This is a genomic window from Verminephrobacter eiseniae EF01-2 (genome assembly GCF_000015565.1).
In the GTDB taxonomy this organism is placed as follows: Bacteria; Pseudomonadota; Gammaproteobacteria; order Burkholderiales; family Burkholderiaceae_C; genus Acidovorax; species Acidovorax eiseniae.
In genome coordinates this window covers 4,592,166-4,604,753 of the sequence record NC_008786.1, presented here as the reverse complement: position 1 = coordinate 4,604,753, position 12,588 = coordinate 4,592,166, and the positions used below count along the sequence as shown (strand labels likewise).

The 12,588-nt window shown below is 63.4% G+C and carries 7 protein-coding genes and 2 pseudogenes; 3 read left to right on the top strand and 6 right to left on the bottom strand.

Annotated features, from left to right (window positions below):
- Positions 1–21 precede the first annotated feature (21 nt).
- The gene (gene fusA / locus VEIS_RS20245; RefSeq protein ID WP_011811874.1) at positions 22–2,082 is read right to left on the bottom strand and encodes an elongation factor G; all 2,061 of its coding nucleotides are present in this window, start codon (positions 2,080–2,082) and stop codon (positions 22–24) included.
- A gap of 200 nt (positions 2,083–2,282) precedes the next feature.
- Here fusA and VEIS_RS20240 point away from each other — a divergent pair.
- Positions 2,283–3,634, top strand: a pseudogene (locus VEIS_RS20240) (3'-5' exonuclease); the annotation flags it as partial.
- Between the two features lie 14 nt (positions 3,635–3,648).
- On the opposite strand, the pseudogene VEIS_RS20235 reads toward VEIS_RS20240, so the two are convergent.
- Positions 3,649–4,594, bottom strand: a pseudogene (locus VEIS_RS20235) (IS110 family transposase).
- A 349-nt stretch (positions 4,595–4,943) separates the two neighbouring features.
- Here VEIS_RS20235 and VEIS_RS20230 point away from each other — a divergent pair.
- Positions 4,944–5,384: a hypothetical protein gene (locus tag VEIS_RS20230; RefSeq protein ID WP_011811870.1), complete on the top strand. Its 441-nt coding sequence runs from the start codon at positions 4,944–4,946 to the stop codon at positions 5,382–5,384.
- Positions 5,377–6,717 (top strand): ImmA/IrrE family metallo-endopeptidase, encoded by a 1,341-nt coding sequence (locus VEIS_RS20225; protein ID WP_011811869.1) that lies wholly within the window; start codon positions 5,377–5,379, stop codon positions 6,715–6,717. Before VEIS_RS20230 ends, VEIS_RS20225 begins: the two co-directional genes overlap by 8 nt.
- 559 nt (positions 6,718–7,276) lie before the next feature.
- On the opposite strand, the gene VEIS_RS29940 is transcribed toward VEIS_RS20225, so the two are convergent.
- The 4 genes from VEIS_RS29940 to VEIS_RS20210 all read right to left on the bottom strand — a co-directional run bounded on the left by VEIS_RS29940 (position 7,277) and on the right by VEIS_RS20210 (position 12,570).
- Positions 7,277–7,762 carry a tyrosine-type recombinase/integrase gene (locus VEIS_RS29940; protein ID WP_011811868.1) on the bottom strand — a complete coding sequence of 162 codons (486 nt, stop codon included), beginning with the start codon at positions 7,760–7,762 and terminating at the stop codon, positions 7,277–7,279.
- A complete protein-coding gene (locus tag VEIS_RS29935; protein ID WP_198137903.1) occupies positions 7,719–8,168 on the bottom strand; it encodes a DUF4102 domain-containing protein in 450 nt (149 codons plus the stop codon). The genes VEIS_RS29940 and VEIS_RS29935 overlap by 44 nt, the downstream gene beginning before the upstream one ends.
- Positions 8,169–8,668: 500 nt before the next feature.
- Positions 8,669–10,819, bottom strand: coding sequence for a UvrD-helicase domain-containing protein (locus tag VEIS_RS20215; RefSeq protein ID WP_011811866.1), 2,151 nt, complete (start codon positions 10,817–10,819; stop codon positions 8,669–8,671).
- Positions 10,819–12,570, bottom strand: a complete 1,752-nt coding sequence (locus VEIS_RS20210) for an ATP-dependent nuclease (protein WP_011811865.1) — start codon at positions 12,568–12,570, stop codon at positions 10,819–10,821. Before VEIS_RS20210 ends, VEIS_RS20215 begins: the two co-directional genes overlap by 1 nt.
- Positions 12,571–12,588 lie beyond the last annotated feature (18 nt).

Here is a 12,588-nt window from a genome sequence, read left to right as displayed (position 1 = left end):
AATGAAGGGCCCTGCGCGCGCCTACTCCTCTTCACGCCCCCGGTACTCGCCCATCAGCGTCTTCTGCACAGCCGGTGGCACGGCCTCGTAGTGCGACAACGCAATGGTGTAGCGGCCCTGGCCGCTGGTCATCGCATGCAGCAGCGACTGGTAGTTGGCCAGCTCGACCTCGGGCACCTGGCCGCCGATGGCCACGGTACCGCCGCCCTCGCCGGAGGTGCCGGTGATGAGGCCGCGCCGCGACGACAGGTCGCTCGTGACATCGCCCACCGAATGCTCGGGCACGGCGATCTCGATCTGCACGATCGGTTCGAGCACGGCCGGACGGGCCTCGCGGATCGCGGCCATGAAGGCCTTGCGACCGGCGGTCGCGAAGGCGATGTCCTTGCTGTCGACGCTGTGGTGCTTGCCGTCGTACACCACGACGCGCACGTCGACCACGGGGTAGCCGGCGATCGCGCCGTAGGCCAGCACCTCGCGCACGCCTTTCTCGACCGCAGGGATGAACTGGCTCGGGATCGCGCCGCCCCTGACTTCGTCGGCGAACGCGAAGCCCGCGCCGCGCGCGAGTGGCTCGATGCGCAGGAAGACTTCGGCGAACTGGCCGGCACCGCCGCTCTGCTTCTTGTGGCGGTGGTGGCCCTCGGCCGGCGCGGTCACGGTCTCGCGGTAGGCGATGCGCGGCGGCCGCGTCAGCACCTCGAAGTGGTACACCTCGCGCAGGCGTTCGAGCGCGATGCGCAGGTGCAGCTCGCCCAGGCCGTAGAGCACGGTCTCGTTGGTCGCGGCCACATGCTCGATGCGCAGGCACGGGTCTTCGGCCGCGAGCTTGCCGAGGATTTCCCAGGCGCGCTGTTCGTCGCCGTGGCGCTTGGGCTCGATGGCCAGGCCGTACACGGGCACGGGGAACGGCAGCGGCGCCAGGTGCACGTGGCTGTCTTCGGCGGCATCGTGGAGCACGGCATCGAAATGGATCTCATCGACCTTGGCCACGGCCACGATGTCGCCGGGCAGCGCGCGCGACACCTCGACATGGTCCTTGCCCTGGAGCATGAACAGGTGCCCCACCTTGAAGGGTTTGCGGCCGTCGCCGATGTAGAGCTGGCTGTCGCGCGTGACCGTGCCCTGGTGCACGCGGAAGATGCCCATCTTGCCGACGTACGCGTCGATGGTGACCTTGAACACATGCGCCAGCACATGCAGCGACGGATCGGGCAGGGCCTTCATGGGCTGGGCCTGCGCGCCCTCGCCGACCATGAACTCCGGCGGGTTGCCCTCGGTCGGGTCGGGCAGGAACTTGACGATCATGTCGAGCAGCTCGGCCACGCCGGCACCGCTGCGCGACGAGACAAAGCACACGGGAATCAGGTGGCCTTCGCGCAGCGCCTGCTCGAGCGGCGCGTGCAGCTCGGACGGGTCCACGTCGCCTTCCTCGAGGTAGCGCTCGACGAAGGCCGCATCGACCTCGACCACCTGCTCGACGAGCGCGCGGTGCGCCGCCTCGACCGGTCCGAAGTCGGAGCGCCCGAAGCGGTTGAAGAAACAATCGATCACCTGCCGGTTGACGCCGTCGGGCACGTTCAGCGGCAGGCATTCGCGGCCGAAGGTGGCCTGGATGTCGGCCAGCAGCCCGGCCAGCGAGACGCCCTGCGAATCGATCTTGGTGACGACGATCATGCGCGCGAGGTGGCGCGAGGCGGCGTAGTCCATCATGCGCACGGCCATCGGCTCGATGCCGGTGGCGGCATTGATGACCACCGCCACCGTTTCGACCGCCTCCAGCGCCGGCAGGCTCTGGCCCAAAAAGTCGGGCCCGCCGGGCGTGTCGATGAGGTGGATGCGCGTGGCGGCATGCGTGAGGTGCATCACCGAGGCGTTGAGCGAATGCAGCATGCGGCGCTCGAGCGGGTCGTGGTCGCTGACGGTGCTGCCGCGCTCGATGCTGCCGCACGCCCCGATGGCACCCGCCGTGAACAGCAAGGCCTCGGCGAGGGAGGTTTTGCCGGCAGCCGCGGCGCCCACGAGCGCCAGGGTTCGCACGGCTTGCACTTCGGCCGCGAGGCCGTTCGATCGGCTTGGCATGGCGGGTCTCCTTTGCGCGTCCGCAAGGCCGGCCCGGCGGCCCGCAAGGGCTCGGACGGTGCGCATGGACGCCGGGCCAGCGTACGGGATTGACCGGGCGGATGCAAGTTGATTGCGGTCGCCGGTCTCCAATCTGCAGCCGGGCGAAAATCGCCGCTTCCCAAGCCCGCCCTCCCGCCTTGCCCGATCTTCCTGCGCCCGTGACCTCCACCGAACTCCAGGGCTTCATCCTCACGCGCCACTGGCGTGATGCGCCCGCCGGAACGGAAATCGAGTATTGGCTGGCGACCGATGCGGGGCCGAGAAAAGTGGTGCTGACTTCTCGCAGCAGCGTCGCGTTCGTCGCCGCGCGGCACCGGGCGGCGGTCGAGGCGCACCTGGCCGCGATGACCGGTGTGCGGCTGCGCGAGCTCGCGCTCAGGAGCTTCCAGCAGGACGCCGTGCTCGGAGTCTACGCGACGCACTTTCGCCAGTTGGGCCGGTTGGCGCGCGCGCTCCAGGCCGAGGGCATTCCGCTGCTCGAAGCCGATGTGCGCCCGCACGACCGCTACCTCATGGAGCGCTTCATCACCGCCGGCGTGCGGGTGGAAGGCGGGCGGGCAGAGGGCACCACGATCGCCGATTGCAAGCTCAAGCCCGCGCCCGAATTCCGGCCGGTGTTGAAGGTCGTGTCACTGGACATCGAGACGAGCCAGCATGAAGGGCTCTATCCATTGCGCTGGACGGCATGCCGGAGCGTGTCGTCTTCATGCTGGGCGAGCCGCCCTCCGAGCCGGATGAGCGCGGTGTGCCCATGGACTTTTCGCTCGTCTACTGCCCGTCGCGCAAGGCCATGATCGAACAGCTCAACGGCTGGTTCGAGCGCAACGACCCCGATGTCCTCATCGGGTGGAACGTGATCCAGTTCGACCTGCGCGTGCTGCAGAAGACCGCCAACGACTGCCGCGTGCCGCTGCTCCTGGGGCGCGAGCGCCGCCCCATCGAGTGGCGCACCCATCCGGGCAAGCAGGGCTACCTGTTCGCGCCGATGCCGGGCCGGGTCATCCTCGACGGCATCGACGCACTCAAGGCTGCGGTGTGGAGCTTCCCGTCGTTCAGCCTGGAGAGCGTCTCGCAAGCGCTGCTCGGCGAAGGCAAGGCCATCGGCGACGAGTACGACAAGATGGCCGAGATCGAGCCGCGGTATCAGGAAGACAAGCCCGCGCTCGCGCACTACAACATCCGCGACTGCGAGCTGGTGCTGCGCATCTTCGACAAGGCGAAGCTGCTGCAGTTCATGATGGAGCGGGCCCAGGCCACCGGCCTGCAGGCCGACCACTTCGGCGGCTCCATTGCCGCGTTCAGCCACCACTACCTGCCGCGTATGCACCGCCTGGGCTACGTGGCGCCGAGCGTGGGCGAGATTGCGAGCAAGGCCTACCCCGGCGGCTACGTGATGGACTCGAAGCCGGGCTTCTACGACTCCGTCGTGGTGCTGGACTACAAGAGCCTCTATCCCTCGATCATCCGGACCTTCCTGGTCGATCCGGTGGGCCTCGTCGAGGGCAACCATCTTGAATGACTAAGTCAAACCGGTTCGTTGCGCCCAGGCGACTTGGTGCGAGCGATAGCGTTCAAGATGACCAACAGCTTGTGCATGCATGCAGGCGAGCAGAGCGACCTTTTTGGGCTTGCCGGCGGCCAGCAGCCTTGCATAGAAGGCTTTGAGCACGGGATTGAAGCGTGTGCCTACCAAGGCGGCCACGAACAGCACGCGGCGCACGTCGGCGCGAGCGCCGAAGATGTGGCGCTGTCCACGCAGCGTGCCCGAGTCCCGATTGATGGGGGCCAAGCCCACCAGCGAGGTGATCTGCTTGCGATGGAGCTGGCCCAACTCGGGCAGTTGCGCCAGCAGCGTGCTGGCCGTGGTGGGACCCACGCCCTTGACCGAGGTCAGCAAGGCCGCCAAATCGGCGTGGTGTGCCAGGACATGCTCCTTGAGCTGCCCGTCCAGGTCGTTGAGTTGCTCGGCAATGGTAGCCATGATCCGCAAGATGCTGGGCTTGGCCTTGGGATGTGCCAGGGCCAGTCGCTGGCGTTCGGCCACCAGCATGGCCACGAGTTGGCGGCGGCGCACCACCAGGGAGGTCAACTCGCGCTGCTGCTCGTCGGCCAGCATGCGCGGCTCGTGACCCTGGGCGTCCAGCAAGGCGGCAAAGCCGCGCAGCGCCTGCGCATCGATGCGATCGGTCTTGGCCAGTTTGCCCATGCAACGGGCAAAGTCGCGCGCCTGGCGCGGATTGATCACCGACACACGCAAGCCTGCCGCGGACAAGGCAAGCGCCAGGTCCTGCTCGTAGCCGCCGGTGGCCTCCAGCAGCACCAGGCGCGGCGACAGCGGCGCCAGCAGTTGGCACAGCCGGGCATGCCCGGCCTCATCGTTGCCAAGACTGAAGGTCTGTGCTTGACCAGTGGCGGCCACCTCGAAGGTGCGCTTGGCCACGTCGATACCTACATAAACGGGTTCACTCATACAAGTCCTGTGGCTCCCAGCCTTATGAATACGAAATGTGTTCGGTCAACCATTCGGGATGCGGCAGAACAAACAGACCACCGTGCGCCCTGGGCTGAGATTCGAGCTCGGGCTCGCAGGAGGCACAGGCTGCACGGTGGTGAGTCAACCAGTTCAGCAATCAAGGCTGGCAACCACGCCTTGACCACTGAAGTTTGAATGATCTGAAAGATATAAGAAGGCGGACGTGAAGCTATCAACATGAGGCCACGCGGACACGCGACGGCGAGGTCGTAGAACCGCAGAAGGATGGGCGCCGCTTACACTACAAATTCCGTGCAAGTGAGCACCCCTTTCCCGTGGATTTCGTTTGAAGCAGCGTTACACCAAGTTCAACCCAAAGCGCAGGCTCAAGGCATGTGATGCGCCGGAATTGGCGCGCCTGGCCCAACTCGCGCAGCGCGTGAACTATGGTGGCAATCCAGAGCACAAGAAGAATCCAGGAGACTTCGGGCTGACGCCGCCTGCCGATCCCCGACCGGGCAAGTCGCTGTGCGAGAGCATTGGCGTCTTCACGCGGGCCGAGGCGCTCGACCTGCTGAAGCACGGGCTGACGAAGGGGCTCGTGAGCGACCGTTCCGTCGGCGACTGGCCCAAGAACATCTGGTCGGTGACGGCCCAGGGCTGGCCGCTCGAAGCGCAGTTGGAGAATGCCGAAAACGGCGTGTACCACGGCTACCCGATGCCGGACAGTGACCCGTTCGCCAGCGAGGTCGCCGAACGATGGGCAGATGGTGGCGCCCATGCCTAAGCTGCGTTTCACGACCGACTGGCAATCCACGGGGAGCGGTCCCGTGGAGGTCCGGGAGACCTCGGCCTTCCTGACGCTGCATGCCGGCGAAACCGTCGTCACCCGGAACGAAGACCTGTGGTCGAAGACGCTGCGCGACAGCGTCCTCGTGTCAACCTATCCGCTCGCATCGTGGCTCGCGGCATCGTGGTGGCGCTTGAACTGGGAACCGCTGCCCAAACAGGGTGGGCGGCCCGCCGCCGACTGGCGCATGGCGCATGAGATAGGGGCGGCGAACCATGGCTACGTCTGGCCCCATGTCGTGTTTGCCTCGGACAACGAGGTGATGCAGGTGTGGGCGACGGCGCCCCAATCCGCGCAGAAGCAGTCGGTGCGTTACCTCGCCGAATGCGCAGTGAGCATGCCGCTCGGCGAGTTCCAAGCCGGCGTCGACGAGTTCATCAGCGCTGTCGTGCGGCGGCTGGCGGCGGTGGGACAGGGCGATTCCGACTTGGTGCAGTTGTGGGAACTCGTCCAGGCGGATCGCCAGGACGCCGAGGCGACCCGCTATCGCCAGATCGAGGCGGCCCTCGGCTACGACCCGGATGAATGCCCGCAGGACTTGATCGAACAGGCCCTGGACTTCAATCGCGCGATGGGCGGCAGAGCCCTGGCCGAGCTGGCACCGCTGTACGGCAAGTTCGGCCCGGAGCCATCGCTTGCCGCGCTGAACGAATTGCGTGAGCAGCCGGGCCTGCTTGGCAAACCCGCCGTGCCCGACCTCGAACTCGCGCCACCAAGATCGGCGGCCGAGCCTCCCTGGGTGCGTGCGGTCGCGGCGGCATGTACTCTGCGGGAGGCGATCGGCGTTGGCGAGGGTAAGGTCCGCAATGAAACGCTGCAGGATCTGCTGGGTCTGCAGGGGGACGATGCGGTGGAGCACCCTGAGGCGGGCGTCAAACGACCATCGGGGATCGGTGTCCTCCAGGCCGCGGGACGGTTCAAGTTCATGCCGCGCAAGCGGCATCCGGTGTCCCGGCGCTTCGAGCTGTCGCGCTTCATCGCCGACCTCGTGCAGACCCGGGACACGCCGCAATGGCTGACCTCGACCGACCTCTCGACCTCGCGCCAGAAGTTTCAGCGGGCCTTCGCCGCCGAGTTTCTGTGCCCGATCGACGAGCTGAAGGAGTTTCTCGATGGCGACTACTCGGAGTCGTGCATCGAGGACGCGGCGGAGCACTACGATGTCAGCGAGCACACGGTCACCTCGTTGCTGGCCAACCATGGCCTGATCCAGCCTCCCTGGGCGCACGGGTACGGGGAGGAGACGCTGCCGTACGCGCTCGGCGTCTGATCATCTGCCACCTTGCTTCCCAGCAACTTGCCAGGCGGGTGCGTGCACTCCCAGTCCGCAGCGATCGAAGACTCAACCGGACCCGAGCGATCCTCAACGAAGACGAGGCCGGGATCCGATGGCGGCGCCGATTCGTGCTCAAGCGAATGGGGCCGCGTGATGGCGCTGTCATTCCAGCCGGGTCGGATCTGAAAGGCAGGCGATTCTCCGACCTGCAGACCGAAAAGGCCAAGCCGCCTGGCGCCCTCGCGGTTTCACGACGTTCGAGCAGTTGGACTGATCCGGTTCTTTCGGGCTACAGCGGGAACACTGTCAGCAGTTCGCTGAAACTGTGACTGGCAGGCAGGGCCGGCAAGCCCTCGCTGCGATAGACCTCGGGCACCTCCTGCGGCTGCAGTGACCTTGCCCCCGAAAAACGTATCCCTTGCTGAGTGGTTCAATGCAAGCAAGGAAAACGGAAATGACGAAGGCCGCCTGCCGTGGATGCGCCCTGAAGTTTCAAGTGCGATCGCTTCGGCGGTCGCGGGTGAGAGCCACCACGCGACCGCATCTTTCTTTGTCAGGATGCGTTTCTCCACCGCAGTCCCGCCGGCAGTGCCGTGCGAATGACAGACCCGCTCGCGGCTTGTGCGGCCTCGTCGTCGTCCTCGGCTGCATCGTCGTTCGGTAGCGCTGTTCCTTGTTCCAGCGAATGCAGGTAGTTTGCCCACCTGGTCAGGGCAAGTCTGCGCTCTCGCAAGTAGTCGTACTGGTTGTAGATGCCCTCGGTCGATTGAATCGCATGGTTCAGGGCTCGCTCCGCGATGTCAGGGGCGATGCCCATGCGGGCCAGGTGCGTTCGCGCGGTGCGCCGCATGTCGTGCACTGTGAAGTGCGCGATTTCCAGGGTCGTCAAGCGTCCCAAGGCGACGTTGAGTGTGTCAGGGGAGATGTGCGGAAACCGGTTCGTGGCAGGCTTGCCCATGCGCGAACGGACCTTGCGCCGGGCAGGGAAGAGGTACTCACTGTTGCCCGAGAACACCATCACCTCTTCCAGCCAGCCCATCACGACGTCGGGGAACCCGTTCCACGACGGCGGGGTTCTTGATCTTCTTGAGAATATGTCGTTCGTACCAGACTTGGCCAAGGACTCGAACGTCCTCCATCTCGAGGGCCTTGGGCTTTTCCAGGCGCTTTTTTGCGCTGACGTCGATGCCCTGTTGGACCAACGCACGGTCACGTCGAGCGAGCTCTCTGGCTTCCTTGAGAGTGATGTCCGGATAGCGTCCCAGGACCTTTTCCGGTCGACGGTTGCCGATGCGGTAGCGGAGGATCCAGGTAGCTTGCCCCTGGCGGGCGGAAGCCTCTTTCGCAAAGAAGATCAGGCCACCGCCGATCCCTTTGTTTACGGGCCCGGCGTTCAGCCAAGCTCGCAGCGTTCGATCTGAAACATTTTGTGTAAACCCAGTCATGGCCCAGCCTCCAGCAGTGTTTGGCGGGTCTGGGTTCCGGATGGCCGTTGGAAAGTGGATTCGGTGGGATGAACCCGCCAACGAACCCTCCAGAACCCGCCAGCAAGCTTGCACTTGCCTGGGACGTGGTGCTACTGCATGAAAGAATTTTCCATTGAAAATCAACAGCTTAGAGCGTCGTTTCGGAGTGGCATGGGATGCCAGGAAACATCACTCTATGTTTTGCACCTGAAGCGTGAGATGCGCTCCAAGTCGTTGATTTTCATGGCCTATTGGGGTTGTAGGCCTGCATTTCCCCACGATTTACCCCACAAGATGCCTGGGCTGCGGTGAGGCGACATGCCACTGCAACGGCTCTCCAGCGTGCGCATGGAGGGAAGTCTATCAGTCGGCCTGTTTAGCCCAAGACCGCTGTGTGCCGCAATTTCACTACTCAAACGTGCCTGTTCGCATCGCATCTTTAGAACCAGGAAAGAGGCGTCTGCGACGAGGTACAAACATCATGTTGCCAAACGGACATCTTGCAGATCTTGAAGAAACTCCGACCCTGGTTCGACGCTAGTGACCAACAGCCAATCGCGGGCACGTGTGCATGCCACATAGAGCAGGTGCCGCTCCGTGTTGTAGACCTCCTCAAGGTCCGCCTTGTCCGCGATGGATTCAATGCGCTCTTGCAGTGGCAGCACTTCATCGTCACAGGCCATCACTGCGACGGCCCTGAACTCCAGCCCCTTCGCCAAGTGCATGGTGGCGATGTTCAGCTCGTCCGGGGCCATTCCAGGCATTGCCGTGAGCGCCGTCAGGCGGCCATCCAGCACGGTATACGCAATGCCCGCAAGCTCAGTAGCCGCACGTGCGCGGTCCATCTGTGCATCAGCGCGCACAAAGACCGCCATATCGCGCACGGGCAAGCCTTCCGAGATGCGAGCGCGCAGCCAGTTCGCCACAGTGTGAGTTTCCTGATCTTCATTCTTGAAGAGGCGGATGATGGGGGTGGGGCCATTGAATACGGAGACGGTGCCCGTGCGCTCTTCGGAGTTGCCGTCCACATCCGAGACCTCCGAGCCCAGCAGCCGATCCGCCTGAATGCGGATCTGGTGCGACGTGCGGTAGTTGATGTGCAAGGTTCGTGAGCGCCCTCGGACGTCTACGCCCAACGATTTCCAGGAGAACGGCTGCTGGAAGATGCGTTGTCCCAGATCGCCGGCGAAGAACAGTCCGTTGGGGGCGCCACCGGCCAGTGCCGATAGGAAGCGAAGCTGTGCCACGCTGAGGTCCTGGGCTTCGTCAACCACCACGTGATCGAAGGCGGGGGCCTGGCCTGCGGCCACGCGCCGAGACTGTGCCGATGCGAGCTGCGTGAACAAGCCAGCCCAGGTTTGCAATCCTCGGTCCGCAAGCTTGCGCTGCATGTGCTCGAATACCTGCCACAGCGCTGCACGCTGGGATTCGGACAGCCGGGTCTTGCGTCCCAGGCGCTTGATATCCCGATAGGATTCCCTGCGGTCAAGCTGCCAGGCATCGACCATCTCCTCCCATTCGCTGAAGAGGAAGGAGGGGCTGAACTTCATACCATTCAACTTGGCCGCGCACTCGTCCCACGCCGACTGCATGAGCTCGCGCAACACATCTTCCGAGGCGACGCGCGCCGGACCCACCTGAGCCTGGTACAGGCGCTGACCAATCGCATTCAGCGACAACACCTCCAAGCGTTCTGCCAATCGAGGCTGGTTGCTGATCAGCCGCCGCAGTTTGTCATGCAGCGCATGCGCCAGCGTGTCAGAAAAGGTGGTCAAGAGCACGCGGTTGTCTGGCTGGCTGCGCGCAAGGAACACTGCACGATGCAGCGCTACGATGGTCTTTCCGGTGCCGGCCGAGCCAGCGATGCGCGCAGGGCCGCTGTAGCTGCGCTCGACCCATTGGCGCTGGGCGGGATGCAGGAAGATCGTCCATTTGTCCCAGGGGAAGTCGAGAGCTCGCTCCAACTCCTCCACATCGTGCATCACCCGGAAGCGGCGCTGCGCATCGGGGTGATCGAAAGGACTGGCGCCCGTGACGGCGGCCATGGCAAATGCGGGCCGCCCGCCGGTCGCCAATTCAAGCAGCGCTTCTGCGGCCTCGGACGGAAGATGATCCGCCAAAGACAGCAGTTCATTCTCATCGGTGATTGAGCGCACGTCGGTCAACCAGTCGGCTGGCACGCCATAGGCTAGCAACTCACTGTCGGGCCGGTCAGCAAACAAAGCTCGCTTGGGCGAAGGCACCGTCCCCGTAGAAGCCCCGGCAGGCAAAGGCATCGACGGGACGATGATCTCCTCGATCCGCTCCCGTATTTCCACCCATTGAGCGGCACCAGTGGTGGGATGCACTTCCAGCTTGCGGCGCTCGGCCCAACGATAGGCCCGGTCGTGATGCGCGGCGTAGCACAGCAGAAAACTCGCTTCCGTGCGATGAATGATCAATCGCAGATCGCGGCTCACCCGCGCCGACCAGAAATGCTTGTCCTTTGACTGCTCGATGCGGTGCAGTTGCATCCCCGGGTTCATCGGGTTCATCTGCAGGTCGAAGGCTGTGGTCTTGACCAGCTTCTGCTCCTCGCCGGTCAAGCGGGCAAGGCTGTCGGTGAAGGTGTCGGCGATGCGGAAATCCATCAGGCGCTACCCGTCATCGATTTCAGTTTGCCGATGAAGGCATGCACGTCTTCGTGGATTTCGTCTGTTTCCATGGCCAGCGCAACCTCCTCCCGGATGAGTTGGAGTGGTGGATCATTCTGCTTGACTTGCTGGAACAAGCTGTTGCCGTTCTCAAACAACAATCGCTTGCCGTCAACGACAGAGAACACGTTGGCTGACACGTCTCGCCACGTCTTGCCGGGCGGAAGTGTCAGGTTCTCGTCGCGGAAGAACGCGTCGATAGTGTTCAGTGCCGATCGCGCGAAGAGATCATCCTCTTCTAGCCGAAGCTTCAAAAGCGCCGCACGTTTCCACGCATCGGGAACCAACAGGTAGTTCTCTATGTTCTTGCGCTTCCACTCGAACAGGACGGGATTGTTTGCCGGGGGATGGAAAGCATCGTCGGCATCATCAAAGTCGAACAGCATCAACCGCGCAACGGCTGGGATGATCTGCTGCAACGCGGAGAAATGCTGGTCAGCACGTTCCTTCATGTTGGCTTTGCCGCCACCGCCCATAGCCTTGAAGCACACTTTGTCCATCGCATCCTGCGCACCACAGGCATCTGCCCAGGCGCGAAGAATTCGCTCGTCGGTTTCACCTTCCACGTACAAGATGTAGGGTGATTCCGTCAACCGCGTGACTTCTTCGTTTGATACGTCGGCCATCGCACGAAGTACGGCTGGCGTCGAATCGACCCGCTTGGGCACACGGTTGAGCAGAGAGACGATTTGGCTGGCATCTACGCCTCGAGCAAACTCTTCGGCATGCGTCGCAATCAGGAACTGGATGCCGTGTTCCTGGGACTTCCTCTTGAAGTAGTCCAGAATCTCGCGCTGCAGGTTGACGTGCAGATGCGCGTCCGGCTCATCCAGCAGAATGGTGGTTGGCTGATAGCCAAATAGAAACGCCAGCAGTGTCAATGTTTGGTGAAAGCCGCTACCACCGGAAATGATGTCGTAGTCCTTGCCATCCCGGGAGTATTCGACGGCAATGAAGACATCCTTGGTCGAGTCATACCGCGGCTGACTGATCTCGACGCTGAACCAGCGACGGACGATCGCGGCGAGCTCTTCCCAATCAGAAAGGGCTGTGACTTGGCCTTTCTTGCTCTTGGGTTTCGCGGGCGATGCGGTGCTCACCTGAAGCAGGAGATTACGTAACACGCTGCCCGGCTGTCCTTTGCCCACCTGTTGCCGCATGGGCGGAACGTCAAGCCGTTTTTCGGTGGGCTCCAGTCCGGAAAACGGCGGAACGTAAGCGATGCGAGGCAGAGTGCCTGCCTTTTCGCATTCGCGGAAGTTTGCCCAACCTCCGGCAGGAATGGCATACATGGTCTGTGGCGAGTGGTAGCGCAATTCCACTCCGAAATGCTGCGTCTTTCCCGCCGAGTCCTGCCACTCCAGCAGAATCTCGATCAGGATGAACTCCTGCTTGCGCTTGCCCGAGGTTTCATCCACGGGGTAATTTCGATCGGTGCGGTCCTTCCAAAGAAGGATGAATTCAGGCACTGGAAGTGCTGTGAAGTTCGGCAGAACGACTTGAATGCCAGTCGAGCCGGTGCGGCGAGAGCGATGGAACTCATCCACACAGAACTGCCAGATTGCCATGGCCTGCAGGACTGTGCTCTTGCCGCTGTTATTGCGGCCAACCAGCAGATCAAAAGCCGTGAATTCGTAGACCTGCTCCCCTACGCTCTTGAAGTTGCGAAGAGTCAATTTAGTGATCATGTCGGTTCTCCGCGGATA

Coding starts and splice junctions, on each gene's coding strand:
- fusA (WP_011811874.1), bottom strand. CDS start 2,082: ATGCCAAGCCGATCGAACGGCCTCGCGGCCGAAGTGCAAGCCGTGCGA.
- VEIS_RS20225 (WP_011811869.1), top strand. CDS start 5,377: ATGCCTAAGCTGCGTTTCACGACCGACTGGCAATCCACGGGGAGCGGT.
- VEIS_RS29940 (WP_011811868.1), bottom strand. CDS start 7,762: ATGGGCTGGCTGGAAGAGGTGATGGTGTTCTCGGGCAACAGTGAGTAC.
- VEIS_RS29935 (WP_198137903.1), bottom strand. CDS start 8,168: ATGACTGGGTTTACACAAAATGTTTCAGATCGAACGCTGCGAGCTTGG.
- VEIS_RS20215 (WP_011811866.1), bottom strand. CDS start 10,819: ATGGATTTCCGCATCGCCGACACCTTCACCGACAGCCTTGCCCGCTTG.
- VEIS_RS20210 (WP_011811865.1), bottom strand. CDS start 12,570: ATGATCACTAAATTGACTCTTCGCAACTTCAAGAGCGTAGGGGAGCAG.